Annotated in this window: 21 protein-coding genes and 1 pseudogene; 9 read left to right on the top strand and 13 right to left on the bottom strand. The window is 71.8% G+C overall.

What is annotated here, in order from left to right:
- Nucleotides 1-320: 320 nt before the first annotated feature.
- Nucleotides 321-1,682 carry an aldolase/citrate lyase family protein gene (locus ALLO2_RS14045; RefSeq protein ID WP_035732591.1) on the top strand — a complete coding sequence of 454 codons (1,362 nt, stop codon included), beginning with the start codon at nt 321-323 and terminating at the stop codon, nt 1,680-1,682.
- Nucleotides 1,683-1,705: 23 nt separating this feature from the next.
- On the opposite strand, the gene uraH is transcribed toward ALLO2_RS14045, so the two are convergent.
- Nucleotides 1,706-2,032, bottom strand: a complete 327-nt coding sequence (gene uraH, locus ALLO2_RS14040) for a hydroxyisourate hydrolase (protein ID WP_023841201.1) — start codon at nt 2,030-2,032, stop codon at nt 1,706-1,708.
- Between the two features lie 113 nt (nt 2,033-2,145).
- Here uraH and ALLO2_RS14035 point away from each other — a divergent pair.
- A pseudogene (locus ALLO2_RS14035) lies at nt 2,146-2,439 on the top strand (hypothetical protein); the annotation flags it as partial.
- 40 nt (nt 2,440-2,479) lie between these two features.
- Here the strand turns inward: ALLO2_RS14035 and ALLO2_RS14030 are convergent.
- The 7 genes from ALLO2_RS14030 to ALLO2_RS28290 form a co-directional block, all read right to left on the bottom strand.
- Complete coding sequence (locus tag ALLO2_RS14030) at nt 2,480-4,030, bottom strand: allantoicase (RefSeq protein WP_035732590.1); 1,551 nt, start codon at nt 4,028-4,030, stop codon at nt 2,480-2,482.
- 246 nt (nt 4,031-4,276) lie between these two features.
- A complete protein-coding gene (allB, locus tag ALLO2_RS14025) occupies nt 4,277-5,638 on the bottom strand; it encodes an allantoinase AllB (RefSeq protein WP_051875251.1) in 1,362 nt (453 codons plus the stop codon).
- Complete coding sequence (gene pucD / locus ALLO2_RS14020) at nt 5,635-8,025, bottom strand: xanthine dehydrogenase subunit D (protein ID WP_023841198.1); 2,391 nt, start codon at nt 8,023-8,025, stop codon at nt 5,635-5,637. The genes allB and pucD overlap by 4 nt, the downstream gene beginning before the upstream one ends.
- Entirely contained in the window at nt 8,022-8,624 is a 603-nt protein-coding gene (locus ALLO2_RS14015) for a (2Fe-2S)-binding protein (RefSeq protein ID WP_011435290.1), read from the bottom strand. Before ALLO2_RS14015 ends, pucD begins: the two co-directional genes overlap by 4 nt.
- The gene (locus ALLO2_RS14010; RefSeq protein ID WP_051875265.1) at nt 8,621-9,508 is read right to left on the bottom strand and encodes an FAD binding domain-containing protein; all 888 of its coding nucleotides are present in this window, start codon (nt 9,506-9,508) and stop codon (nt 8,621-8,623) included. Before ALLO2_RS14010 ends, ALLO2_RS14015 begins: the two co-directional genes overlap by 4 nt.
- 517 nt (nt 9,509-10,025) lie before the next feature.
- A complete protein-coding gene (locus ALLO2_RS14005; RefSeq protein WP_035732631.1) occupies nt 10,026-11,843 on the bottom strand; it encodes an adenine deaminase C-terminal domain-containing protein in 1,818 nt (605 codons plus the stop codon).
- A gap of 172 nt (nt 11,844-12,015) precedes the next feature.
- Nucleotides 12,016-12,168 carry a hypothetical protein gene (locus ALLO2_RS28290; protein WP_023841195.1) on the bottom strand — a complete coding sequence of 51 codons (153 nt, stop codon included), beginning with the start codon at nt 12,166-12,168 and terminating at the stop codon, nt 12,016-12,018.
- Between the two features lie 360 nt (nt 12,169-12,528).
- Between ALLO2_RS28290 and ALLO2_RS14000 the strand changes: the two genes are divergently transcribed.
- The 5 genes from ALLO2_RS14000 to ALLO2_RS13980 all read left to right on the top strand — a co-directional run bounded on the left by ALLO2_RS14000 (nt 12,529) and on the right by ALLO2_RS13980 (nt 16,959).
- Nucleotides 12,529-12,831, top strand: a complete 303-nt coding sequence (locus ALLO2_RS14000) for an urease subunit gamma (protein WP_035732629.1) — start codon at nt 12,529-12,531, stop codon at nt 12,829-12,831.
- Nucleotides 12,828-13,208 (top strand): urease subunit beta, encoded by a 381-nt coding sequence (locus tag ALLO2_RS13995; protein WP_035732589.1) that lies wholly within the window; start codon nt 12,828-12,830, stop codon nt 13,206-13,208. Before ALLO2_RS14000 ends, ALLO2_RS13995 begins: the two co-directional genes overlap by 4 nt.
- Nucleotides 13,205-14,932, top strand: a complete 1,728-nt coding sequence (locus tag ALLO2_RS13990; RefSeq protein WP_011435285.1) for an urease subunit alpha — start codon at nt 13,205-13,207, stop codon at nt 14,930-14,932. Before ALLO2_RS13995 ends, ALLO2_RS13990 begins: the two co-directional genes overlap by 4 nt.
- A 127-nt stretch (nt 14,933-15,059) precedes the next feature.
- On the top strand, nt 15,060-15,857 hold the full coding sequence (locus ALLO2_RS13985; RefSeq protein ID WP_023841194.1) for an urease accessory protein UreF: 798 nt from the start codon (nt 15,060-15,062) through the stop codon (nt 15,855-15,857).
- A 142-nt stretch (nt 15,858-15,999) separates the two neighbouring features.
- A complete protein-coding gene (locus tag ALLO2_RS13980; RefSeq protein WP_011435283.1) occupies nt 16,000-16,959 on the top strand; it encodes an urease accessory protein UreD in 960 nt (319 codons plus the stop codon).
- A gap of 279 nt (nt 16,960-17,238) precedes the next feature.
- On the opposite strand, the gene ALLO2_RS13975 is transcribed toward ALLO2_RS13980, so the two are convergent.
- A complete protein-coding gene (locus ALLO2_RS13975) occupies nt 17,239-18,846 on the bottom strand; it encodes a glycosyltransferase (RefSeq protein ID WP_035732587.1) in 1,608 nt (535 codons plus the stop codon).
- Nucleotides 18,847-19,177: 331 nt separating this feature from the next.
- Between ALLO2_RS13975 and ALLO2_RS13970 the strand changes: the two genes are divergently transcribed.
- Complete coding sequence (locus ALLO2_RS13970) at nt 19,178-19,855, top strand: TetR/AcrR family transcriptional regulator (RefSeq protein WP_035732585.1); 678 nt, start codon at nt 19,178-19,180, stop codon at nt 19,853-19,855.
- Nucleotides 19,856-20,049: 194 nt separating this feature from the next.
- On the opposite strand, the gene hpnH is transcribed toward ALLO2_RS13970, so the two are convergent.
- Nucleotides 20,050-21,054: an adenosyl-hopene transferase HpnH gene (gene hpnH / locus ALLO2_RS13965; protein ID WP_035732584.1), complete on the bottom strand. Its 1,005-nt coding sequence runs from the start codon at nt 21,052-21,054 to the stop codon at nt 20,050-20,052.
- A 313-nt stretch (nt 21,055-21,367) separates the two neighbouring features.
- Entirely contained in the window at nt 21,368-21,943 is a 576-nt protein-coding gene (locus ALLO2_RS13960; RefSeq protein WP_011435279.1) for a PaaI family thioesterase, read from the bottom strand.
- A 59-nt stretch (nt 21,944-22,002) separates the two neighbouring features.
- Between ALLO2_RS13960 and ALLO2_RS13955 the strand changes: the two genes are divergently transcribed.
- The gene (locus tag ALLO2_RS13955; RefSeq protein ID WP_011435278.1) at nt 22,003-22,368 is read left to right on the top strand and encodes a helix-turn-helix domain-containing protein; all 366 of its coding nucleotides are present in this window, start codon (nt 22,003-22,005) and stop codon (nt 22,366-22,368) included.
- Between the two features lie 86 nt (nt 22,369-22,454).
- Here ALLO2_RS13955 and ispH read toward each other — a convergent pair whose 3' ends face one another.
- Together ispH and ALLO2_RS13945 are read right to left on the bottom strand one after the other, a co-directional pair.
- Nucleotides 22,455-24,281, bottom strand: coding sequence for a 4-hydroxy-3-methylbut-2-enyl diphosphate reductase (gene ispH / locus ALLO2_RS13950; protein ID WP_023841192.1), 1,827 nt, complete (start codon nt 24,279-24,281; stop codon nt 22,455-22,457).
- Nucleotides 24,278-26,503 (bottom strand): prenyltransferase/squalene oxidase repeat-containing protein, encoded by a 2,226-nt coding sequence (locus ALLO2_RS13945; RefSeq protein ID WP_035732582.1) that lies wholly within the window; start codon nt 26,501-26,503, stop codon nt 24,278-24,280. Before ALLO2_RS13945 ends, ispH begins: the two co-directional genes overlap by 4 nt.
- Between the last annotated feature and the right edge of the window lie 59 nt (nt 26,504-26,562).

Raw genomic sequence — 26,562 nt, 5'->3', positions numbered from 1 at the left:
CTCCGCGAGGTGTTTGATACAAAGCAATGGGCCAGTCCGGGTCGGTTGGCGACGTCACCCGTTCGGCCCCGGCGATGGCGTTCCGGCGACNCCCGCCGGGACGTCACCCCCCAGCAGCCGCCGCCGGTGCCGCGTATCGACCCCCCCGATCGGTGCGCATCGCACCGGCGGCGGCCTCGACCGGTCCAGGACCAGGGCGGCCGCGGGCCGGATGAACTGCGCGCCTTCGCCGTCCGCGTGGGCGTGCAGCTGTAGAAGCGGACAGGGGCATCCCGCCGGGGGAGGTATCCGGCGGTGTACGTGAGGCCGACACTGGGGGCATGCCGACGTTGCCGACCGATGTCGTCGCCCGTCTGACCGCCGCGCTCGCACCGATCGATACGGCGGTCATCGCTCGTCATCCCNGNGATCCGGGNACCCGCCAGCCGGTGCACACCTGCTACCTGCCCGCCGACCGGATGCGCCCGGACATCGTGCTGGCCTGGGGGGAGGCAGCCCGGGAGCTCCTGGCCGCCCGCGGCACCGACCCGGCCAGGCTCGCCGCCGCCACCGGGGGCGACCCGGACCCGGTCATCGCCGAGCCGGTCCACGCACACGTGCTGCACGCGCTGACCGTTGAACCGGTGCAGGATCTGCGGATCGACCTGGAGGACGGCTACGGCGTCCGGATGGACGACACCGAGGACGCCGACGCCGTCGCGGCGGCCGTCGCCCTGCGCGCCGCCGCGGCGGCGGACGCCCTGCCCGCGTCCTACGGCCTGCGGATGAAGTCGCTGGACCCGGCCCTCCGGGACCGGGGACTGCGCAGCCTGGACCTCTTCCTCACGGCGCTGGCCGGCGACGACGGCCCACCCGCCGGGTTGGTGCTGACCCTGCCCAAGGTGAGCGCCGCCGCGCAGGTCGCGGTCTTCGCCGATCTGCTCGCCGAACTAGAGCAACGCCTCGACATCGCCCCGGTGCCCTTCGAGGTGCAGGTGGAGACCCCGGCCGCGGTTCTCGCCCTGCCGGCGCTGGTCGAGACCGGTCTTGCACTGGGCCCTGGACGCCTCGTCGGGCTGCACGTCGGCACCTACGACTACTCGGCGGCTCTCGGCATCACCGCCGCGCACCAGGCCAGCGACCATCCGGCGGTGGAGTACGCCACCACGCTGATGCAGCTCGTCACCGCCGGCACCGGAATCCGGGTCGCGGACGGGTCCTCGAACCTGCTGCCGATCGAGAGCCCGACGGACGCGACGGAGGGCACCGCAACTACGGAGGGCACCGCAACTACGGAGGGCACCGCAACTGTCGAGGACACGGCGGGCCGAGGTGTCCACCGGGCCTGGCGGCGGCACGCCGAACTGGTGCGCCGCGCCTGGTACCGGGGCATCTACCAGGGCTGGGATCTGCATCCGGGTCAGTTGGTGAGCCGGCACGCGGCGGTGGCCGGCTGCCTGCTGGCCGGGCTCGACGAGGCGCTGGGCCGGCTTTCCTCCTATGCCACCGCGTACGCCACCACGTACGCCACCGCCCGGCATCCGGGAGCGGTCGCCGACGAGCCGGCCACCGGCCGCGCGCTCGCCGGGCACGTCCTGCGGGCGCTCGACGCCGGCCTGCTGGACGACGCGAGCCTGACCGCGGCTGGTCTCGACCGGGTGACGGTCAACCGCTTCGGCGGCAGACCGGTCGCCGCGGGTTGACGACACCCGTCATCCAGGGCGGGTCAGCTTCCCCGATAGGTCGAATAACCGAACGGAGCGAGCAGCAGCGGGACGTGATGATGACCCGCCGGGTCCTCGATCACGAACGCGATGGTCACCTCGGGAAAGAACGCCGAGCGGCTCGCGGTGTCGAAGACGAGCCGCCAGGGGCCTGGGATGGTCGCCGGCAGATCCGCCACCCGGCCGTCGTCGTCGGTGACGGCCTCGGTGACCGCGATCCAGCCCGTGGTCGTGCCGTCAAGGGTACGCACCGCCCGTTCCAACCGGAGCGGCAGCCCGGCGGCTGGCCGCCCCGTGGCCGTGTCCAGGACATGGGTGGACAGACTCACCACGCCTCCTCGGTCGCGTCCTCCGTCGCCGCGGCCCGGGTCGGGCCTCGACCATCCCACCATCCGGGCTGACCATCGCACCACACCGCTCCTGGTCGACCGTGGTGGATACGCCGGTACCCCCGGCTGTCGGCGCCTACTGGAACCGCTCCAACACTGTCGAGATCGACGTCGTCGGCACCGACCGGGAACCGGTCGCCAAGGAGCTGTACTTCCTCGGCTCCGTCGCATGGCTGGAACGCGCACCGTTCGATGACCACGACCTGGCGGCACTGCGGAAACACCGGGCGGCGCTCACGAACCTTCCGCTGCCATTGGTCGCCATCGGCCGCAGCGGAGTTGCGGCCACCGGTCTCGCCGCATCCTACGGCCCAGCCGAACTCATCACCGCCTGGCAGCAAAGATGAACAGTATTGTGCCACGGTCGTTCGACCTAGGCGCCGGTGATCAGGCGCCGGTGATCAGGCGCCTGATGCGCAGGGCCGTGATCTCAGCCTGCTGACCGGCCGCGATGCGCAGCTCGTCCGCGGGATCGTTGTCCAGCCGTGCCCGCAGCAGAGCGAGCATCTCCTCCGCGTCGCGGCCCGCCGCCCGGACCAGGAAGATGTAGCCGAAGCGCTCCTCGTAGGCCGCGTTTCCCTGCTCGAAGGCCGCCCTGACTTCCGCCGTCGCCTGGTCCATCGCCGCCTGCTCCCGTCGGGGGGCGTCGAGGGACACCACGGTCGCCCTCGCCGTGGTGGGCGGGGCGGGCGTGTGGGCCGGGCGCTCCCCGATCCGGGGATGCGCGGTGAACGCCTCCAGCCAGGCCGATGCGGGCAGGTTCCACCATTCCTGCTCGGCTGCCGGCAGCAGGGCCGCGAGGGTCCCGAAGGGCCGACGGGCCGCCACGGCCGCAGCCCAGTCCTCGGACTCGCAGCAGGCCAGCAGCTCCTCGCGAGCCGCGTCCGGGGACAACGCGTCGAACCAGCGCATCGCGAGCGCCTCCCGCCCGACGGGCGTCGGAGCGCCGGTGAGCCGCAGCCTCGCCAGCCCGCCGTCGGGTATCGCGTCGACCCGCACGTGGGTGGCCTGGATCGGGACCTCGAGATCGAAAAGGTGACGGGTGTTCGGCTGCACCCGGGTCCGCGGCAGCATCGGGTACCACTCGGTGATCGCGGTGACGTCGTCGGGGTCGAGAAGGTCGGGGTTGTCCGCCGCCCAGAGGGCCACCGCCCGGGGCGCGTTGCCGCGGAAGTGCCGGGTGTCAACCTCGGCCCGCACGATCGTGCCCTGCGTCGCGAGCCGGACCACCGCCCAGTCGTGGCCGTCCCCACGGCGCCGGCGGGTCTCCCAGCCCTCTCCCATCGCCCGGGCCTCACCCGAGGCGTTCAGGTTATGGCGGTCACCGTAGTGCATGTCGCTGGCGGCCACCACGACACCGCCCAGGTAGGCGGCGGCGAGATCGGAGGTCACCCGGTCGAACATCCGGGGGNCCGGCACCACCGTGCCATGCACGCGCAGCCGGGCGACTCCGCCATCCGGGTGGATGGTCAGGCGCAGATGGGTGATGCGGGTCCGGCCCTGGTCAGCCACCGGCAACACGTTGGCCGCGTCCGGCACGATCGGCGTCCGCGGCACCAGCGGGACCCAGGCCACGGACTCCTCGGCGACCTCCGCCGCGGAGGGATACCCGGGCAGGGTGGCGCCGTGCACCTCGACGGCCCCGGGAGCGTTGCCGGTGAAGTGGGTGGTGTCCACGGTCACCGCGTGGGCGATGCCGGGTGAGCCCAGCCGGATGATGGCCCAGTCGGATCCGGGAAGATCCCGCCGCCGACGGGTCTCCCAACCGTCGGTCCACTGGCCCCGTTCGGTGAACACGCCCGGCCGCACGATCGGCGGTTCGGGCAGCAGCATCCGTTCGGCGAACGCGAAGAACTCGTCGTTGACGGCCACGACCGTACCGCCGAAACGGGCCGCCGCGAGATCGACAAGATTCGTCAGGTCGGGCGCGTCGCTCATCGGGTCCTTTCACGGGGTCAACCAGCCGTACGAAACCGGACTGTTCACGTGTCGTCGGGTGGCCGCACGGCCCGTCACCACCGTGCGGACCGGATCAGGTCAGGACGGGACGACGTGTTAGCGGGGCGCAAAGCGTACTTCGGGCCTGCTCCCTCGGGAGTGGTCCGCGTCGGTGGGTGCATCGGATCACATCCGTGGGGAGGGCTCCGGTACGCCGGACGGTCCCGCGGCCCGGCCGGGTGATGCCTACCTCTCTAATAGCCGCCCCCGCGGAGGACGATCCCCGTCCGCTCGCCGCCCCCGCAGATAGGTCGCCAGCACCACCCCGTTCAACACGCGTCCGGCATAGGGGGTGAGCGGGTGGCGGTGGCGCAGCATCGAGGGCTCCACCAGGAACGACGCATCCGCGTCGAAGATCACCAGATCGGCGTCAGCGCCGATCGCGATGCGCCCCTTGCCGGCCAGTCCTACCAGGTCGGCCGGTCCGGCGCACATCCAACCGACGACGTCGGTGAGGGTGTGCCCCCGCGCCCGGGCCTGAGTCCAGACCGCGGGTAGCCCGATCTGGACAGACGCGATGCCACCCCACGCCGCCGCGAAATCACCGGCGTCGATCTGCTTCAACGCGGGAGTGGACGGCGAATGATCAGTGACGATCCCGGCGAACAGGCCCTGGGCCACCCCGTCCCACAACCGGTCCAGATTCCTGCTGTCCCGGATGGGAGGTGCGCACTTGAAGACGGTAGCTCCGTCGGGGACCTCCTCGGCCGTGAAGGTCAGGTAGTGCGGGCACGTCTCCACCGTCATCGGCAACCCCGCGTCCCGCGCCGCGAGCACGTCGTCGAGGGCATCGGCCGCCGCCAGATGCAGCACGTGCAGGCGGGCACCGGTGGCGGCGGACAGCGCCGCCAGCGCGGCCACGGCCTCGGTCTCCGCGGCCGGCGGGCGCGACGCCAACCAGCTGGCGAAGGCCCGCCCCACGGTGGGAGGTGCCAGGGCGAGAACGGAGGGCGCCTCGGCGTGCACGACGGTGAGGGCCCCCATCCGGGCGGTGCGCCGGGCGGCGGCCCCGAGGACGTCCATCGAGACGTGCGGGAACTCCTCGACCCCCGACGGGGCCAGGAAGGCCTTGAATCCGAAGACCCCGGCGCCGTGCAGGGCGGCCAGATCATCGAGGTTGCGGGCGTCGGCGCCGATGATGCCGCCCCAGAAGCCGACGTCGANGGCGACCTGGCCGGCCGCCACCGCACGTTTGGCGGCCAGGGCGGCGAGCGAGGTCGTTGGCGGAACGGAATTCAGCGGCATGTCGATGATCGTGGTGACACCACCGGCCGCGGCGGCCCGGGTCGCGGTCGCGAACCCCTCCCACTCGGTCCGCCCCGGTTCGTTGATGTGCACGTGGGAGTCGACCACGCCGGGAAGCAGAGCCAGCTCGCCGAGGTCCGTGACCAGGGTCCCGGGAGGGATCTCGTCCGCGGCGGTGATCGCGGCGATCCGGCCGTCCGCGACGTGCACGGCTGCCGGACGCTCGCCCCCGGGCAGCACGACTCGCCGTGACCGTAGCGCCTGTGGCCGCTCCGGCAGAACGTCCGCGGTGGGCTCGTTCATGCCGCCGGAACACCTTGTCCCGGCGTCGTCGGAGGCGCGGTCGTCGGAGGCGCGGTCGTCGGAGGCGCGGTCGTCGGAGGCGCGGTCGTCGGAGGCGCGGTCGTCGGAGAGATGGTGACGAGGTCCTCGGGTCGCACCGGAACGCGCCGCAGATCCCGTCCGACGGCGACCCGGATCGCCGCGATGATCGCCGGGGTCGCGGTACAGGTAGGCGCCTCCCCCACGCCCTTCACCCCGTAGGGCGCATCCGGCTGCGGATGGGTGACGGCGACGAAATCGAGGTCCGGGACGTCGGCGATGGTCGGCAGCAGATAGTCGTGAAACGTGGGATTGACCACCACCCCGTCCACCGTGACCAGCTCCTCCATGACGGCGAGGCCCAGCCCCTGGGCAGTTCCCCCCTCGACCTGACCACGCAGCGCCAGGGGGTTGAGCACCGTACCGCAGTCCTGGGCCAGCGCCATCGACACGACCCGCACGAGACCGAGGTCGACATCGACATCGACAACCGCGCGGTGCGCCGCGGCGGCGAAGGCCACGTGCGGATCGCCCTGTCCGTCGGCGTCCAGCGCGGAGGTACGCCGGTGGTGGAAGGTGTACTCCGCTTCGATCGGCCCGTCGGCCAGCGCCTCGGCGAGCGGAACCCGCAACCCGGCCTCCACCCCGACGATCTCCCCGGCGTTGACGGTCAGCGTCCGTCGAGGTGCCTCGACGACCTCCGCGGGCAGCCCCGCGGTGCGGGCGACCCGGGCGAGCAGGCGATCGGCGACCGCGGCGCAGGCTCCGCGCACGGCGCCTCCGCTCATCCAGGTCTGCCGGGACGCGCTGGTCGATCCGGCACTGCCGACCGCGGTGTCCGCGGGCGCCAACACGACCTGTTCGACGCCGAGCTCGGTGCGGGCGATCTGCCCCGCGATCGTCACAAACCCCTGGCCCACCTCGGCGCACGCGCTGTGCAGCCGGACCCGTACCGTTCCGTCCTCAGCCAGCTCCAGGCGGGCACGGGCGACGGAGGAGTCGTCCATGCCCTCCGAGAAGAGCAGGTTCTTGTAGGCCAGGGCGTAGCCGACCCCCCGACGGACCCGGCTCGGTTCGGCCGCGGCCGGTCGGCCGCCGGGCAACGCGGTCACNGCGACGTTCGCCGGCATCGCCGGCGGGAGCGGACGCGAGGCCACCGCCTCGATGACCTCCCGCGCCGGCAGCGGTGCGCCCATCACCTGACCGGTGGGCAGCACATCCCCCGGTCGGACGGCATTGCGGACGCGCAGGTCCACCGGATCCATGCCGAGGGCGTCGGCCAGCCGGTCCATCTGGGCCTCGTGACCGATGGTCACCTGCGGCACCCCGAACCCCCGCATGGCGCCGCACGGGGGGTTGTTGGTCCGCACGACGACTCCGTGCAGGTGGGCGTTCGGGACCCGGTACGGACCCGCGGCATGGGTGACCGCGTTCGCCAGCACCGCCGGCGAGGACGACGCGTAGGCACCGCCATCCAGCACCAGCCGTGCCCGCACGCTGACCAGGTTTCCGTCGGCGGTGGCGCTGTGCTGGAACCACATCCGGGCCGGATGCCGGTGCGGATGGCCCAGGAAGGACTCAACCCGGTCGTAGGCGATCCGCACCGGAAGCCCCGTAGCCCGGGCGAGCAGGGCGCCGTGGATCTGAAGGGTGACGTCCTCCCGGCCGCCGAAGGCACCCCCCACACCGGCCAGGGTGAGACGGACGAGCTCCTCCGGGAGACCGAGGCAGGCCGCGATCTGCTCCCGGTCCGAATGCAGCCACTGGGTCGCCACCCGCAGGTCCACCCCACCATCGGCGGCCGGCATCGCCAGGGCCGCCTCGGGAGCAAGAAACGCCTGGTCCTGCATCCCGACGAGGTACTGGTCCTCGACCACCACCGGGCCGAGCGCGTCGGGATCCCCGTGGCGCAGCTCGATCTCGCGGTACAGGTTGCCCGCCGGATGCAGCGGCTCGGCATCCGGCTGCCATACCCGGTCGGGGTCGGTCGAAGGTGCCAGCGGCTCGTAGTCCACCTCGATCGCGGCGAGCGCCCGGCGCGCGGTCCGGACGTCAACCGCGGCCACGGCGGCGACCGGCTCCCCTGCGTACCGAATCTCGGTCGCGGCGAACACCGGCTGGTCGGCGACGATCAGCCCGTAGGTGGCCATGCCGGGGACGTCGGCGGCGGTCACCATCCCCACAACGCCGGGCAGCCGGCGCGCGGCGTCGACGTCGACGCGCCGGATCCGCGCCCGGGCATGGGGCGATCGCAGGGTGCGGGCGTGCACCATCCCCGGAACACGCAGATCACCAACGTAGGAGAAGCTACCGGTCACCTTGTCCGGCCCATCCGGACGACGCACCGGACGACCGATCCCCAGACTCATCGCCCCACCCCCCGGTGGGGCGGAGCAGGTGCATCCCCCGAAAGTAGGGTGCCCCGCTCAGCCTGCACTGTTCTGATGGCAGCGAGTATCCGGCCGTAACCCGTGCACCGGCAGATGTTGCCGGCCAGCGATTCCCTGATCTCCTCCTCGTCCGCATCCGGCCGCCGGGTGAGCAGGTCCGTCACCGCGACCACGAACCCGGGGGTGCAGAAGCCGCACTGCACGGCACCCTCCTCAAGGAACGCCGCCCGCACGGCCCTGGCGGGTCCCGCCGTCCTCAGACCGGCAACGGTGCTCACCTGGGCGTCGTTGGCGTCCGCGGCGAGCACCGTGCAGGACGCCACCAACCGGCCGTCCAGGAGAACGGAGCAGGCACCGCAGCGCCCCTGCTCACACGCGTCCTTCACCGAGGTCACCCCGATGACGTCCCGCAGGACGGTGAGCAGGGAGTCCCCGATCCAGGCGCCGGCCACCGTGTGCAGGAAGCCGTCGACATGGAGGTGATATGGCGCGACGACGCCGTCGTCCGGCCAGGACGACCCGGCCGGCGGTCCGGCCGGCGGTCCGGCCGGGACTTCCCTCGCGAAACGGGCGGTCATGGCCGGACGTCCCGCTCGACTCGGGGGTCCACCGGCGCCCCCGCGGCATCCAGGCATCGGGTGAACGCCCGGGCGGCCAGCACGCCGGCAGCATGCCGGNGGTAGTCGGNGGAGNCCCGCGGACCCGCCGCGAGCTCCGGCCCGACCCGCGAGACCGCCTCGCTTACCAGCTCACCGAACCGGCGGGCCGCCGACGAGGACGCGGCCCCTGCGGACCAGTCCACCGCGTCGTGTGCGAACCGCTCGGCGACGGTCATCCGGATCGGCAGCCGACCCACCCCCCCGATCGCGCAGGCCAGTCGATGGCGCATCCGGTCGACGAGGACGGCGCACGACACCAACGCCTGGTAGGCGGCCTGCCTGCCCCCAATCTTGAGATAGCTCTGCGGTCCGGCCGGCCGCGGCAGCCTTACCGCGGTGACCAGGGCGTCGGGGGCGAGCCCGTCGGCGAGGAACGCGGGCAGCGTCATCCGGCCGGGTCCGCGCGGCGAGGCCACGAGGATCTCGGCGTCCGCGGCGGTGAGGAAGGTGAGCAGGTCACCGGTGGGACGTGCCGAGCCCAGCGCGCCACCGACCGTGCCGAGGTTGCGGATCTGCGCGGAACCGACCACCCGGGCGGCGAGGGCGAGGCCGGGCGACAGTGACCAGCCCGCGAGGTCGGTGTAAGTCACGCCCGCACCGACGGTGAGCGAATCCGCCCCGGCGCCGCGGACCCGCAGTTCCAGGACCCGGCGCAGGGCGACTACCGCCCCCGGCCGACGCTCGCCGGACCGGAGGGCGGGGACGAGATCGGTGCCGCCGCCCAGCAGATCGACCGCCCTGCCAGCGTCATGGGCGGTCGCCAGCATCTCCACTGCCTCCCCTACCGTACGTGGACGGAACATGACGGCCGTCGCACCGCTAGTCGTCACAGCGGCCTCCCCCGCCCGATCCGACCAATGGTCCGACCAGTGGAAGGAAGCGCGGGAGGGGATGACGCGGGAAGCCAGCCGGCGATCCGGGGGTCAGGCAGGCGGACGAACGCTGCATAAGAACCGACCATAACGGCGGAAGGTTACGTGGATGTTCATCAAGACAGACGCTCAGTGACGTAGTTCTGATCTTGCTTGGCGGCAGCGTTCATCACCTCACCTGCGCTATCTCACCCGTGTTATCGCCAGCTTCCACTCGCACCGACCCAGACCAACACCCCCAACGTTACCCAGTGTTACCTTACCGATGCTGGCGCGAACTGTGGAGAGGGATGCGACAGGTTTGAGGTGGACATGTCACGCCGTCTATCGACCCGGCGCTGCGGCACGGCTGGCGCTTCGTGGCCTCGGGTGAGTGCACCACGCTCCCCGCCCTGGGCCCCGGAGCGCCCGCTGATCCAGCGACGCCGGTCAGGGTCGGGTGTGGAGGTCAGGGCCGGGTGTAGAGGGCGCAGCCCCATCCGGCCAGCGTGCGCAGCGGGAACGGCAGCCGGCAGCCGAGATCGGCTGCGGCCGTGTCCACCGCGGCCAGCTCTCCCAGCACCGCCTCCCAGGGTGCGTCACTCATCACCCCGAGCAGGGGCAGCGCGCACGCCGCCCGCACCCAGCCCTGGTCGACCACCACGTAGCCCCCGCCCATGCCCTCGAGGGCCCGAGCGGCGGTCACCATGTCGTCGTCCCGCGCCCCGACGACGATCAGATGCCCCGGCGGCTCCGCCGTCGTGACCGCGAGCGCGCCCCGGGTCAGCCCGCACCCGCGGAGCAGCCCGACGTCGATCTCGTCCGAGGAGCCGTCCCGACCGAAAATTGCGATCTTGAGAAGGTCCCGAGACGGATCGGCTACCGCCCAGCCGTCCCGCAGGGTGGGTTCCACCCGCACGGTACGGAGTCCACGCGGGTGGGAGAGGCCGGAGACCTGGCCCGTCCCGGTCATCCGCAACGCCCGCGCTGGTCCACCGACGGGCGGCGCCGTCCCCGGGTCGCGGGGGGGATCGACGCTCACCACGACCACACTGGCATCCTGCCGGTGGGACCGTCGCAGGCCGAGTGATGTGAAGGAGCCGGCGTGCAGGTTCGCCGGGAGTCGTGTCCGGCTGGTGGCCCAGGCGGGCGAGATGTCGAGGTTGTCGAACAGGGGTCGGCCGCATTCCGCGGCGATCCGGCCACCCGCCACCACCACGTCGGGCGGCGCGGTTCCGGCCAGGGAGGAGACGACCTGGAGATCAGCGAAGCGGGTGGGCGCGATTGACCCCAGGGTGGGTTCCAGATCGTGCCTGCGGGCGGGGAGCAGGGAGAACCGCCGGATGGCGTCGATCTGGCCCATCCCCCGACCGACCGCGAGTCGCACGTCGTGATCGAGATGCCCGACCGTGGCAAGCTCCGCGACCGATCTGGCCCTGCCCCGGACCGGCTCGGCCCCGCTGCCGGCCGCCCACAGCAGACCGCCGGCCTCCGTGGCGGACGACTTGACGGGCGCCGCCCCTACCGAGGACAGCGCGGTCAGCGCGGAGGCGGGCGGTATCGGAGGCACCTCGACGACCGGGGCTGCGGGCGCCCCGGTCCCGGGGACCTGCCTCCCGGGCACCTGCCCCGCTCGGACCAGCACCCGCAACGGGGTCGAGGATCCCGTCACCAGATCCACACCGCGCAGACCGCCCAGCGCGACCAGGACGGCCGGGTCGGTCACCAGGGTGACGGTTCCCCGCGGGACGATCAGGCGAGCCAGTTCCCCCGGAGTGAGCAGCGTCTCCTCGACACGCAGGCCGGCGTCGACATAGGCCGGCAGGACGAATCTGCCGGCGGCGTCGAGCGAGCGCCGACCCGCCAACGTTCCCGGCTTCGTGACCGCGGCGATGTAGCACCCCACGATCAGGATGTCCCGCGCGGCCACGGCACCGCTGTGGACGGCGACGACAAGCCCACCGCGTATGACGAGGTCGGCTTCCTCCTCACCCGCGGCCACCCGACGCAGTCGAGCGAGCTGTGCCTCGGACGGACGCAGCAGGTCCGCGCCGACCACGGGTGCCTGCCCGGTCGGACCAGGAGCCGCCGCCGGATCACGCGGGTCGACCGCGGGAGCGGTGGTGGAGGTCGTGCCCGACGCCGCCGTGCGGGCCGGGGTCGCCGATCGGTGGGGCGTGGCAGAGGAGACGGTCGGCTGGGACGCTCCGCCGGACACCGTCATCAGTCGGGGTCCCCGGCTGGAGCGTTCGGCGTTCATGGCGGCCTCTCGTCTGCCGGTCAGCACCGAGTCTGCATCCGATGGCGGCACGCCCGGAACGGGATCACGTATGACCAACGGCGAAATCACCCCCATTACTTCCTTTACTCCAAGACAAGCCGGGTGTCCCCGGAGTCGGCGGACCGGCACCACCCGCCGGGAGGGCGGCGATGGCGTGATTGTTGTTTGCCACGTGTCATTACCCACCATGCGCCGGAGCCAGCCGGTAACGCGGGTGGAACACCATGTTGACCAGGGACGGGAAGAACACGACGATCCCGGCGATCATGCCGACCGCGGCGCGGCCCCGCCCGAAGACCAGTGTGAGCAACCGAACCCCTGTCAGCCTCATTCCGGGCGTACCCCCACCTGCCGGTCGGTCCGACCGGCCCGAGCGGTTCCCCGGACGCCAGAGCGGTTCCCCGGACGCTAGAAAGGATGCGTATCGGTCCCATCGCGCCCGGGTGAATTACCAGTAACTCCATTCTTACTGTTGACGGAACCACGCTCCCGCGGCGTCCCCGGCAATGTCGGGACAGAAACCTGGACNAAACTTTTCTTGGGTTGCGAGAGCGTCGCCGTTCACCTGACCGTCACATTGCGCCCCGATATGTCCGACGAGCATCGGGGCCGGAGCGTCGCCGGCATGTCGTGGACCGCGCCGAACCGAACCAGGCCGGCGGCATTCCCCGACCTGCTAGGCTTCGCATTCGTGCTGCTGAGCCCCCATGAACAGGAACGACTGCTGATCCATGTGGCGGCCGGGCTCGCCCGTGAACGGCGAGCCCGTGGGCTGCGGCTGAACCATCCCGAAGCGACCGCGATCATCACCTCGTTCCTGCTGGAGGGCGCGCGGGACGGTCGCGGCGTCGCGGACCTGATGAGCGCCGGGCGAACCGTGCTCACCCGGGACGACGTCATGGAGGGCGTGCCGGAGATGCTCGGCGAGGTGCAGGTCGAAGCCACCTTCCCGGACGGCACCAAGCTGGTCACCGTCCACCGGCCGATCCCGTGATCCCCGGGGAGATCCTGACCGGCGACGATCCCGTCGAGATCAACGCCGGACGCCCGGTACGCACGGTGCTGGTCCGTAACATGGGCGACCGGCCGGTGCAGGTCGGCTCGCACTACCACTTCGCCGCGGCGANCCCCGCTCTCGACTTCGACCGGGCGAGTGCCTGGGGCCACCGGCTCGCGGTGCCCGCCGGCACCGCGGTCCGCTTCGAACCCGGCGTGGAACGCGAGATCGAACTGGTGCCGCTGGCCGGCGCCCGGGTCGTGCCGGGCCTGCGGCCGGAATCGGCCGGCCCGTTGGACGCCGCGAGCGGCACCCGGATTGCGGACACCGCGACGATCGAGGATATATCGGGCTTTCAGGGAGAGGGTTCGTGAGCCGACTCGACCGCTCCCGCTACGCGGCGCTGTACGGCCCCACGGTCGGCGACCGTATCCGGCTCGCGGACACCGACCTGTTCATCGAGGTGACGGAGGACCGCAGCCGCGGGCCGGCGGGCACCGGGACCGGTGACGAGGCCGTCTTCGGGGGCGGCAAGGTCATCCGTGAGTCGATGGGGCAGTCCCTGGCAACCCGCGCCGAGGGTGCGCCCGACCTCGTCATCACCGGCGCCGTCGTTCTCGACCACTGGGGTGTGGTCAAGGCCGACGTGGGGATCCGCGATGGCCGGATCGTCGCGCTGGGTAAGGCCGGCAACCCGGACACAATGGACGGCGTCCATCCCGAGCTGGTGATGGGGCCCGGCACCGAGATCATCGCCGGTAACGGGAAGATCCTCACCGCCGGCGCGGTGGACTGCCACGTCCATCTGATCTGCCCGCAGCAGGTTCCGGAGGCGCTGGGCGCCGGCATCACCACGCTGATCGGCGGCGGCACCGGCCCGGCCGAGGGCACGAAGGCGACGACGGTGACGCCNGGATCCTGGAACCTGGCGCGGATGCTGTCCGCGCTGGACGACTGGCCGGTCAACGTTGTCCTGCTCGGCAAGGGCAACACGGTCAGCGACGAGTCGATGTGGGAACAGCTGCGCGCCGGGGCGGCCGGCTTCAAGCTGCACGAGGACTGGGGGACGACGCCGGCCGCAATCGACGCCTGCCTGCGGGTCGCCGACGCCGCCGGCGTCCAGGTTGCGCTGCACTCCGACACCCTGAACGAGGCCGGCTTCGTCGAGGACACGCTGGCCGCCATCGCCGGCCGGGCGATCCATGCGTACCACACCGAGGGGGCCGGCGGCGGGCATGCCCCGGACATCATCACGGTCGCGGCCGCCGGCAACGTGCTGCCGTCATCGACGAATCCGACCCGCCCGCACACCGTCAACACCCTCGACGAGCACCTCGACATGCTGATGGTCTGTCACCATCTCAACCCCAGCGTGCCCGAGGACCTGGCCTTCGCCGAGAGCCGGATCCGGCCGTCGACGATCGCCGCCGAGGACATCCTGCACGACCTGGGCGCGATCTCGATGATCGGTTCGGACTCGCAGGCGATGGGCCGGATCGGCGAGGTCGTCCTGCGTACCTGGCAGACCGCGCATGTGATGAAGCTCCGGCGCGGGTCCCTGGCCGGCGACGATCGGGCCGACAACACCCGGGCCCGACGCTACATCGCCAAGTACACGATCTGCCCGGCGGTGGCGCACGGCCTGGACGCGGAGATCGGCTCGGTGGAGCCCGGCAAGCTCGCCGACCTGGTGCTGTACGACCCGGCGTTCTTCGGGGTGCGGCCGTCGCTGGTCCTCAAGGGCGGGTTCATCGCCTGGGCCGCGATGGGCGATGCGAACGCCTCCATCCCGACCCCGCAGCCGGTGCTGCCCCGGCCGATGTGGGGAGCCGCCCGTGGTCCGGCCGCCGCGTCGTCGTTGATCTTCGTTGCCCCGGCGGCGATCGAGGACGGGCTGCCCGGACGGCTGGGGCTCGCCACCCCGGTGGTGCCGGTCGCGGATGTGCGCCGCCGCGGCAAGGCGGATCTTCCCGAGAACACCGCGACACCGGACATCCGGGTGGACCCCGACACGTTCACCGTCACGGTGGACGGTGAGGCGATCGAGGCGGATCCGGTGAGCGAACTCCCGATGACCCAGCGCTACTTCCTGTTCTGAATGTTCTGATTCTGAGTGTTCTGACGGTTCTTACCACGGCTGTCACTGCGTATCCAGAGGCTTCCGGGCCCGATGAATGTAAACGCCACAGCGGTTCGGACACTGACTAACGCCGGGAGCGGCTACGGTGACGATTGAGGGCGATACCGCACGGGACGGCGGGACCGAGGACGTGGCTGGTCCGACCGGGCGATCCGGACGGCGGGCGACGCTGCTGGTCCTCGCGGACGGCCGGATGCCCACGGGAGGTCACGCCCACTCGGGCGGTGTTGAAGCAGCGGTGACGGACGGGAGTCTGGCGAACCTGTCCGACCTGGCGGCCTTCCTCGTCGGACGGCTCACCACGACCGGCCTGGTCGCCGCGGCCTTCGCGGCCGCAGCCTGCCGGGCCGGCACGCAGCCGGGTCCCGCGACGCGGGCGCCACACGCCGACCACGTCCCCACCGCATCCGTCACACCCGTCACCATCGTCACACCCACCACCATCGCCACCTTGGACGCCGAGCTCGACGCCCGGATGCCCTCCCCCGCCCAACGCGACGCGAGCCGGGCTCAGGGGCGCACGCTGCTGCGAGCGGGCCGGGCCGCCTGGCCCGTGCCGCCCGGTCCACGTGCACCGCACCACCCGTGCGCACTAGGCATGGTCGCCGCGGGCGCGGGCCTGCGTCCCTCGGACGCCGCCCTGGTCGCCGCCCACACCACGGTCACCGGACCCGCGACCGCCGCGACCCGCCTGATGGGGCTGGACCCCTTGGCCGTCACCGCCGTGCTCGCCCGGCTCGCCGACGAGGTCGAGGCGATCGCGCTGGCCGGCGCGGAGGCTTCCCGACGCCCGCCCCGGCTGCTGCCCGCCGTCACCGGTATCCGCCTCGATCTCCTGGCCGAACGGCACCGCACCACGGCGCTACGGATGTTCACATCCTGACCGGTGCCCGCCGACTCGTCGTCATCGGTCCCAGACCCGGCCCGTCGGCTACTCGCATGGTCGGCTACTCGGCCGATCGCGATCGCGCGGCGCCGGGTGGACCCGCGGGCGCCGGCCGATCCCGTCGCCCCCGGCTGGCACCATGGCAGCCATGAGACGGGGGGTCATCCTGGGCGGGGTCGCGGCCGGGCCGGAGGGCCCCCTCGTCACGGCCGCCCGAACGGGCCGCACGGCCGTACGGGCACGGGCCGTCATCCGGGTCGAATCGGCTCCGGACGGCACGGCGAGGCTCATCGAGTTGCGCTCCGACGTGCCGATCGTCCTGCGCCAGACCGGAGCATCCCCTGGTCGGACCAGGGCCCCGTCTACGGTGCCCGCGCTATCCGCGGACGCGCTGCCGACCGCGACGGTTCACCTGGTCAACGCGACCGCCGGACCGCTGGCGGGTGATGATCTGGGACTCGACATCTCCGTCGGCAGCGGGGTGCGCCTGGTGGTGCGTTCGGTGGCCGCGACGGTGGCCCTGCCCGGTCACGGGCCCGGGCCGTCCCGCTTCACCGTGTCGGCACGGGTGGCCCCGGGTGGCGCGCTGGACTTCGCGCCGGAGCCGACCGTCGCGGCGCGGGGCTCGGACCATCTCCTGGTGACCGATGTGCACTTGGCGACCACGGCCTGGCTACGGCTGCGCGAGGAGATCGTGCTGGGCCGATTCGGGGAGACGACCGGATCGATACGTAGCACCCTGCGGGTGGACATGGACGCCCATGCGGAGGTGGATCCGCCATCCGAACCGACCCCCCTGCTGCGCCAGGATCTCGTCCTCGGTCCCGAGATACCTGGCCTGACCGGACCAGCCCTCCTCGGCTCGGCTCGTGCCCTCGGGTCGCTCCTCGTCGCGGGGCCCGATCCGGTGGGCTCTCCGGCAGCCCGGCGGGAGTCCGTGCCGGCAAAGAGGGCGGAATCCGGCGCGCAAGCGGCCGTCGCGGACGGGGTGGCGCTGCTTCCCCTGGCTGGTCCGGGTTATCTCATCTCCGCCCTTGCCGAGAATGCGGTTACTCTCCGACGTCGTCTGGAACAAGGGCCGGCTCCTGCCACGGTCTGACTCGGACGGGCAGTCAGGCGCGGGTGCGGTGCCGTAGAGCCGATAGAACAGCGCGACCGCCTGTCCGGCGCGGGCCCGGCGGTTACTGTCGCGGTCCAAGCCGGAGGCCGACCCAGCAGGGCGACGATCTGCCTGTCGCGGATGGTGAGGCCGACCGCCAGCCGGTCCTGTTCGACTGTCCCGGCCGGGATGGATGACTCACTCACGCGACGGAGCGTTCCTAGCCACCGCCCTCTACCGACTCGGCCACGGCACCCCGTCCTAGCTCGGGACCACCGGCTAGGTCCGGGGCTGATCGGTCGATCCGCCCCGGACCGGCGGCGAGGCCGATGACGATGCGGGCCACCGCGTGGGAGTGGGCGTCGGTATGGACGTAGGCGTGGGGGAAGCCGGCGCCACGGCCGGCGCGGGGACCGCCGAGGATGTCGCCATTACCAGGGGTGTTGCGGGCACCGTGGACGAGGCGGATGGCAAAGCCGATGAGCCGCCGGCGGAGGCCGATGAGCCGCCGGAGTCGGGCGGCCCGGCCACCGAACCCTCACGCCGTTCACCCGGGCCGTTCGGATACTCGGGGGCGGCGGCCGGGGCACCGTGATCCTGGTAGGTACGTCCCTTCCAGGCCGCTCCCCGCCCGGCCCGCTTGAGCCGCGCCGAGTCCACCGTCATCGCGAGGTACAGCACGGCCACTCCGGGGAGCAGCAGGGCCAGCGGCAGCGGCTGACAATAGTAGCNGGTCATCGGCAGATAGGTGACAGTCATGATCAACCAAGCGATCCCACCGACGAGAGCCGTGGCGACGTCGCCGGTCACGATGCCCACGATGGTCGCGACCACTGGGATGACGAAGACCAGGCTCAGTCCCAACACGGTCCCGACCAGCAGCGACGGGGAGTGCCGCAACTGCGCATAGGCGCTGCGGGACACCATCTTCCACAGATCCGCGAGCCGCGGATACGGGCGCTGGCTGTGGACCTGCTCGGCGAGTCCGAGCCACGTCCGCCCGCCCGAGCGCTTGATGATCCGCGCGATCGCCACGTCGTCGATGACGGCGCCGCGCACCTCCGCCAGTCCACCGGCCGCCGCAAGGGCCTCCCGGCGGATCAGGGAGCATCCGCCGGCCGCGGCGGCCACCCGCGAACCCGGCCGGTTCGACCACCGGAACGGGTACAGCATCGCGAAGAAGTGCACGAAGGCCGGGACGATCAGACGCTCCCAGCCGGTCTGCACCCGTAGCACGGCCATCTGCGACACCATGTCCAGCTTCTGGGAGGTCGCCGACTCGACGAGCGCGGTCAGCGATCCCGGGCGGTGGGAGATGTCCGCGTCGGTGAGGAGCAGGAAGTCGACGTCGCCAGCGCACTCGATGCCCCGCCGCAGCGCCCACAGCTTCCCGGTCCAGCCAGTGGGGGGTTCGGTGGATGTGGTCATGGCCGGCGTCACGTTGGTCTCACCACGCGCGGCGGCCTGTTCCGCCAGGTCCCGGGCAACCTCCGTGGTCCCGTCGGTGGAACCGTCGTCCACCAGGATCAGCTGGACAGGACCGGGATAGTCCTGGGCAAGCAGCGTCGGAAGCGTCACGGGAAGCACGTCGGCCTCGTCCCGAGCCGGCACGACGATCGCCACACTGGGCCAAGCGGTCGGCGCCTGCCGGGATGGCAGGCGCTGATCGGTCCGCCAGAAGAACCCATGGCCGACGGTCAGGTAGAGCCAGGCGAGCAGAGAGGCAACGGCGACCCACAGCAGCACTGTCACAGAAAGTGATACTGCCACGGGCCCCTCAAGGGCGTGCGGGCGCCCTGGGTAATGCGGGGTTACAAGGCTTCCGTCCCGGTCTGGCCGAGCCGGTATGGAGATCTCCCCCCCGAAACTCTCCTGCCGCGCCACCATGAAATCCCAGGCCTCCGGCCGGCGGCGGGGTAGCCGACATGAGCATCGACGATGGTGCCCACCACGCCCCGCGGCAACAATGAGCACCTCCCGTAACCTCATGATCGACAGGGGTGATCGGAGATACCCGGCTGCAACCAGTTGAAAACGAAAAGTGATCGGCGATGCGCGACGAACGGCTGGCGAGGGCGCGACCAGGGGGCGAGGCAACAGCCACGGATCGGCGTCCGTCGGCGGTTGCGGGNGCATCGGAGCAGCTTCGTCACGACCAGGCCCGCTCGTGCCGGGACGGTAGTGGGTACAACGGCCTCGGCTACACCATAATCAAGGGGTGACACGAAGCCGTCGTACCGAGCAGACGGCTGACACCCGTCAGGCCCTGATCTCCGCCGCCCGCCGTCGGTTCGCCGAACAGGGGTTCGCCTCCACCGGCACCGAGGAGATCGTCGCCGACGCGCAGGTCACCCGCGGCGCGCTTTATCACCACTTCCGCGACAAGGCCGCACTGTTTCGCACCGTGATGGAACAGGTCGCGACGGAGGTGGCCGAACAGCTCGTCGCCGGTGAACTTGCCCGGGACGCGGAGCTTCCCAGCGACGCCTGGANGCAGCTCCGGTCCGGGTTCCAGTCCCTGCTCGACATCTCCACCGCGGACAGCGACTTCCAGCGCATTGTCCTCGTCGACGGTCCGGCCGTGCTGGGCAACGACGCCTGGGATGCGCTCGTTGAGAAGCACGGCTACCGGCTGCTCTCGGAGTGGCTGGAGCGCGCGATGGCCGAGGACCGCATCGACCCGCTGCCAGTGGTCCCGCTGACCAGGCTGGTCGCCGCCCTGCTGTCGGAGGCGAGCATCTACACCGCCGGCGCCGCGGACCCGGACACCGCCCGCCTCGAGGTCGGCACCGTGCTCGACCGGCTGCTGCGCGGGCTCGGCCGCGGTGGCGATCTCGCCGAGCAGCCGCCGGTCAGTGCCGACGGCGGCGCCGGCTCCCGCGGGACCGCCGGCTAAGGCCGGCTGGCGTCGTCAACGCCAGCGAAACCCTGCTCCCGCCGGCCCTGCTCCCGCCGACGCGAGGCGGGGCGGCACAGACGACGACCGCCCCGACCGGGTGAACCCGGTCGGGGCGGCGACCTGCCGGCCGGACGACGTCACCTGACGGTGACGGTGGCGCCGTGAGCCGGCTCAGACCACGATGAGCCAGCTCAGACGCTGCGGGCCGCTCGGATGGACTCCTTGAGGGAACCCATGGTGGCCAGCACCGCGGAGGTCTCATAGCCGCAGTGCGCCATGCAGTTCGCGCACCGCGGGTCCTTGCCACGACCGTAGGCGTCCCAGTCGGTGGTCTCGACGAGCTCCTTGTAGGACGAGACGTACCCGTCACTCATCAGGTAGCAGGGCTTCTGCCAGCCGAAGAGCGAGTAGCTCGGGATGCCCCACGCGGTGCAGCTGAGCTCCCTCTTACCCTCCAGGAAGTCCAGGAAGACCGGCGAGTGGTTGAGCCGGAACTTCTTGCGCCGGCCGTCCGCGAAGACCTTCGAGAACATCTCGCGGGTCTCCTGGACCCCCAGGAAGTGCTCCTGGTCGGGCGCCTTCTCGTAGGCATAGCCGGGTGAGAGCTGGATCTGGTCGACCTTGAGGTCGTCGTTGAGGAACGTCAGGATGTCGATGACGTCCTGCGGGCTGTCGTTGTTGAAGAACGTCGAGTTGGACCCGACCCGGAAGCCCGCGGCCTTCGCCGCGTGGAAGGCACGGACGCACTCGTCGAACGTGCCCTCCTTCTCCACCACCGCGTCGTGCCGCTCACGCAGACCGTCGATGTGCAGGACGAAGGTGAAGTACGGCGACGGGGTGAAGTTCTTGAGCTTCTTCTGGAGCAGCAGCCCGTTCGTGCAGAGGATCACGAACTTCTTGCGCTTGACCAGCTGGTTCACGATCTCGTGGATCTGCGGGTGCATCAGCGGCTCGCCGCCCGCGATCGCGACCACCGGAGCACCGCATTCCTCCACCGCGGCCAAGGCGTCGTCGACGCTCATCCGCTGCTTGAGCACGGACGCCGGATGCTGGATCTTGCCACATCCAGTGCAGGACAGGTTGCAGGCAAACAGCGGCTCCAGCTCCAGTACGAGCGGGAAGTGCTTGCGACGAAGCAGCTTCTGCTTCGCCAGGTAGGTCCCAACCGGGAGCTGGTACCGCCACTCGACCGCCACGGCTGGCCCCCTCTCGTTAGGTCACCAGTGGATGAGCGATGATCTCTGCATTGACCATACAGCGTGTACGTACAGACTGCATGTGGATCGTCCGATGAACTGCCCCACAAGGGTGTCCGTTAGCCGNCCCCGCCGAGTTGCGGACACCGGGAAGACAAGGCCGGGACAGCGCGGACACGGGTTCGGGACAGTCCACGGACGATGTCGGGCCAGCAGCCCGACGACGTGCCCGTGGTCGCATCCGGCCCGGCCGAGCGTCGGGTCGGGTCTCCGGCCAGGCCGCGGAATCAGGCCATGGGATCAGGCCATGGGATCAGGCCGTCTCACCCATGATCAGACAGGTGCTGCTGGCGGTGGCCACGACCTTGCCCTGGTCATCCCGGACGTCTCCCTCAGCGAAAGCCACCCGCCGTCCCGGCCTGGTCACCCAGCCGTGCGCGGTGAGCCGGCTCGGCCGGCCGACGACGACGCGTACCGGCCGCAGGTAATTAACCTTGATCTCGATGGAGGTATACGCCACCGCGGCCGCCAGCGTGGAGTGCACCGCGCAGGCAGTCGCGGTGTCCAGGATCGTGCAGACCAGGCCACCGTGGACGAGGCCGATCGGGTTGTAGGCCGACTCGTCCGGCAGACAGGTGAAGACAACGTCTCCCGGCGCGACCTCGACCGGCCGGAAGTCGAACAGGCGGGAGATCGGGGGCGGCGGAATGCGCCCGTCACGCATCGCGGACAGGAACTCCAACCCGCTCAGCGACGCCGCCGCCGCGGCGACCGGCAGCGGGTCGTGCCAGGTGATCGTCTTGCTCCGCGGCTCGCCCCAGGCAGCCGGGTCGTGCGGGTGGCCTGAGGCGGATTCGGGCCGCGCGGATTCGGGCTCAGTCGTGGTCATGCCCGCAGCCTAGACTGGCTGCATTCAGGATACGTACCCAGTATCGATAGGATGCACCGATGCAGGAATCGTCCGACGGCCCGCGGGCCTGTCCGATCGCGCGGACGCTGGAGGTCGTGGGTGAGCGCTGGTCCCTGCTGGTCATCCGGGAGATCACGCTGGGGGTCCACCGCTTCGAGGGCATCCGGGCCGGCACCGGGGCGCCCCGAGCCGTGCTGGTCGAGCGGCTGCGGGCGCTGGAGCGCGCGGGGGTGCTGGAGCGTCAGCCGTACCAGGAGGCGGGCGCCCGGTCCCGGCACGAGTACCGGCTGACGTCCTCCGGCCGGGACCTAGCACCGGTCCTGCTGGCCCTGCGCCGGTGGGGTGAGCGGCACGCCGCACCGACCCGGCCGCCCGCGGCCGATCGCGGCGCCGCATCCGGCTGAACCGAACCCCACCGTGTCGCCCGGGCGACGCCACCGGCTTCGCCCTCGCCGGGCCGCACCTCGGGACCGCCCGGGAGCCGGGCGCACTATGGCCCTGGAACGGGCGCCGGGGCCGGTCGGCGCAGTTCCTTGGGCAGGTGGAAGGCGAGCGTCTCGGTGCCGACGGAACGCACCGAGACGTCCGTCGCGCCGAGACCCGACAACGCGGTCAGGAGCTCGTTGACGAGGGACGGCGGGGCCGAGGCGCCGGCCGAGATGCCGATCGTGTCCACGCCGGCAAGCCAGGACAGATGCACGTCCCCGACGTCCCCGACCAGATGCGCCTCGACGCCGTCGCGCCTGCTCACCTCGACGAGCCGCACGGAGTTCGCGCTGTTGGCCGAGCCGACGACGAGGACGAGCTGGGCCTCCTCGGCAACCTTGCGGACCGCGTTCTGCCGGTTCGAGGTCGCGTAGCAGATATCGGTGGAGCCCGGCCCGACGATCGCCGGGAACCGCTCCGTCAACGCGTCGACGACCTCCGCGGCCTCGTCCAGGGCCAGCGTGGTCTGCATGAGGTAGGTAACGCGCTCGGGATCGGGAACGTCGAGGGAGCCGACGTCGGCCGAGGACTCGACCAGCGTGATGCGGCCGGGCGCCTCGCCGAGGGTTCCGTCCACCTCCTCGTGGCCGGAATGGCCGATGAGCAGCACGGTGTCCCCGCGGGCGGTGAACCGGCGGGCCTCGGTGTGCACCTTCTCCACCAGCGGACAGGTGGCGTCGATAACGGACAGGCCGCGCTCGCCCGCCTGGTCCCAGACGGCCGGGGCCACTCCGTGCGCGGAGAAGACGACCGTCGAGCCGCCGGGCACCTCGTCGAGCTCCTCGACGAAGATCGCTCCACGGCTGGCCAGGTCGGCTACCACGTGGGCGTTGTGCACGATCTGCTTACGGACGTAGACCGGCGCGCCGTAGATCTCCAGGGCGCGCTCGACGACCTCGATCGCCCGTTCGACGCCGGCGCAGAACGCCCGCGGCTCGGCGAGCAGAACCTGGCGACGGCCGACCGCGGCGGCCCACGCCTCGATGGGGCGCCCGAGCGGACGCATCGTGCGCAGACCACGGATTCCGCGGCGGGCCAGGTCGATACGTCCCAGCGGCTGCGCCGCCGTGTCGACGATGACGCGGACGGCGGCGAACGGCACGTCGCCGACTCCCGCCGCCAGCTCCGCGGACTCCATGTCGACGGCAAGGGCCCCGGTCGCGGCGAGTTCCGCGCGGGCCGTGCCGCCGACGAGCCGCGGCACGGTGACGATCGGGCCGACGTGCACGGTGAGCCCGAGCCGGCGCAGGTCGCCGGCCAGCAGGGGCGCGGCCGCGCAACGGCCGGCGACGGTGCCGTCGGCGTTGCGGATCTCGCTGGCCACGACGACGTCACCGGGCTCGATCCCGGCCGCCAGTCCCCCGGAGAGACCGACGAGGGCGACGGCGTCCGGGCCTGTGTCGCGCACCAGCCGGGCGGCCTTGCGCGCCCGTTCCGGACCCATGCCGGTGCGCACGATGACGGTGTCCGCGCTGAGGCCCGACCGACCGGCGGCCATTGCCTCGACCCGCAGGGCCGCCGCGACGACCAGCCGCGCCCGACCGCGCACGGGGGTTGGCTCCTGCTCCGGGACGACCGCCGCGGCCGGCCGGTGGACCGACGCCGGGAGCGCGGCCGACGGCAGGGACGGCGACGACGACTCCTGCGCCGGGATCTCGGTGGGGGAGGCCGGAACGGTCCTGATCCCGGCACCCGCGGCCGCGGCGACGGCCCTCTGAGCCGCGCTCGTCGTGGCGGCGGACGCGCCGTCCCCGGCGGACGCGCCGTCCCCGACGTCCCCTGCGCCCCCGGCGTTCCCGTCGCCGCCGGCCGCGGATGCGAAGATGTTCATGGCGTGGCCACCCCGGTGAGGGTCACGTACCGACCGAGCGCGGTCAGCGGGAAGACCAGCCGGTACAGGTGGTAGTTGAGGTAGAAGTCACCGGGGAAACCGGTTCCGGTGAACTGGGGCTCGTCCCAGGTCCCATCCGGCCGCTGGGTCTCGCACAGCCAGCGCACTCCCCGTTTGACGGCCTTGCTGTGCGGGTCGACAGCCAGCAGCGCGAGCAGGGCCCAGGCGGTCTGCGAGGCGGTGAGCTCACCCCGACCGATCCAGGCCGGATCGTCGTAGGAGCGTGGGTCCTCACCCCATCCACCGTCGGGCGACTGGTGCTCCAGCAGCCAGCGCACCGCGGCTGTGATCGCCGGGTGGTCGGCGGGAACGCCGGCGGCGATCAGCGCCGGAACCACGGCGCCGGTGCCGTAGACGTGGTTGATCCCCCACCGGCCGAACCAGGAGCCGCCCGGTTCCTGGTTGTCCAGCAGCCATTGCACCGCCCGCCGGGTGATCGGGTGGTCGGAACGGCCGAGGTCGGCCAGCATCTCCACGATGTGGGCGGTGACGTCCGCCGACGGCGGGTCGACAACCTCGCCGAAGTCGCAGAACGGGATCTTCGCTGTCAGCGTCCGCACGTTGTCGGCGTCGAAGGCACCCCAGGCCCCGTCCGACGACCGCATGCCGACGCTCCAGTCGACCCCACGGGCCGCGGCCGCGCGCATCGCCCCGGCCAGCTGCGGGTCGACCGCCGCGAGGCCGCGGGAGGCGCGGTCACGCGCGGCCGGCGAGAGCTCGGCGGTGCCGCCCGGGGTGACGCTGCCACTCGGGGTGACGGTGCCACCCGGGGTGACATGGCTGCCACCGAGCAGGCGACGCAGCGCCAACACGACCTCGGCGGTGTCGTCGGTATCCGGGTAGAAGTCGTTGTCGAACTCGAACGCCCAGCCGCCAGGGGCGAGCGCCGGACGGCGGACCGCCCAGTCCCCGGCCACCCTGACCTCTTCGTCGACCAGCCAGCGGCCGGCCCGCACCATCGCGGGATGGTCGGCGGGGACGCCGGCGTCCGAGAGCGCGACCACCGCGAGCGCGGTGTCCCAGACCGGCGACTGGCATGCCTCGATCTGGGCGGTCGGCCCCTCCGGGGTCTCGCGCCGGATGATGTAGCGTTCCATTCCCCGGAACGCCGTGGCGATCACCGGGTGGTTGAGGGGGTATCCCATGAGATGCAGCGCCATGACGGAGTAGATCCACGGCGGCTGGATGCCCCCCCAGCACCCGTCGGCCTCCTGGCGGGCGACGACCCACTCGGTGGCCCGGCGCAGCGCCAGGGTGCGCAGCACCTTGATCGGCCGGCGCTCATAGCGGTGCAGGATCGCGTCCAACCGCTCGAAGGCGCCTTCCCAGCTGTGCAGCGGGGCCGGCTTCGGCGGCGTCACGGGTGCCGCGACCTTGATCTCGTCGATGCTGAAGCCGAGGTCGCGCACGGGCCGGAGCGACCCGACGATCGTCAACGCGACGATCGTCTGGCGGGCCCAACAGCCGAAGTCGTAGACGTTCAGCGGGAACCAGGACGGCAGGAAGATCAGTTCCGGCGGCAGGACGGGCACGTCGTCCCAGGACCACTCGCCGAAGGTCGCCAGCCAGATGCGGGTGAACACCCGGGCGGCCGCCACCCCGCCCTGGGAGCGGATGAGCGCGGCCGCCGCCGCCATGTGCGGGGCGTCGGGCTCGTCACCGGCCAGACGCAGGGCGATGTACGCCTCGACCGTGGTGGACAGCTCGGCCGGTCCGCCGTAGTACGTGGCCCAGCCGCCGTCCGCGAGTTGCTGGGACCGCACCCACCGGGCGATCGGCTCGGTCTCCTCCTCGGTGCGGATGCCGAGGAACTGCTTCATGAACAGGTGTTCGGCGTCGATCGTGACGTTCGTCTCGAGGTCGCCCTTCCACCAGCCCTCCTCGGACTGCAGCCCGAGGAGGTGGTCCCGAGCCTGGTTGGCCGCGGTCATCGCCGCGGCCAGGTCCGGATCGACCGAGGTCTGCGTCGTGGGCGGGGTGCCGTCGGCGGTCGCCGCGCCACCGCCGGACACACCACCGCCGGACACACCACCGCCGGACAGCGGTGGCGAGGACCGGGAGATCCCGTAAGCGTCGGGCGTGGCGGGCGCGGGNATGTTAACGCGCTTCGAGCTCTTCGCGGCCTTTGGAGCAGCCGGGGNCGGGNCCGAGGNCAGGCTCATCGACGACTCCCCTCGTCGTACATGCGATGGTCATGAAGACGATCAACGTGCTGATCGCC

This window comes from Frankia sp. Allo2, assembly GCF_000733325.1.
Taxonomy (GTDB): domain Bacteria; phylum Actinomycetota; class Actinomycetes; order Frankiales; family Frankiaceae; genus Frankia; species Frankia casuarinae.
The sequence above is the reverse complement of the archived record's forward strand: the minus strand, read 5'-3'. Positions and strand labels throughout refer to the sequence as shown.

Bases quoted from the DNA above. Each gene is read 5' to 3' on its own strand.
- ALLO2_RS13960 (WP_011435279.1), bottom strand. From the start codon at position 21,943: ATGACCACGACTGAGCCCGAATCCGCGCGGCCCGAATCCGCCTCAGGC.
- ALLO2_RS13955 (WP_011435278.1), top strand. From the start codon at position 22,003: ATGCAGGAATCGTCCGACGGCCCGCGGGCCTGTCCGATCGCGCGGACG.
- ALLO2_RS13980 (WP_011435283.1), top strand. From the start codon at position 16,000: ATGGCAGCCATGAGACGGGGGGTCATCCTGGGCGGGGTCGCGGCCGGG.
- ALLO2_RS28290 (WP_023841195.1), bottom strand. From the start codon at position 12,168: ATGAGGCTGACAGGGGTTCGGTTGCTCACACTGGTCTTCGGGCGGGGC.
- ispH (WP_023841192.1), bottom strand. From the start codon at position 24,281: ATGAACATCTTCGCATCCGCGGCCGGCGGCGACGGGAACGCCGGGGGC.
- ALLO2_RS14015 (WP_011435290.1), bottom strand. From the start codon at position 8,624: ATGACCGCCCGTTTCGCGAGGGAAGTCCCGGCCGGACCGCCGGCCGGA.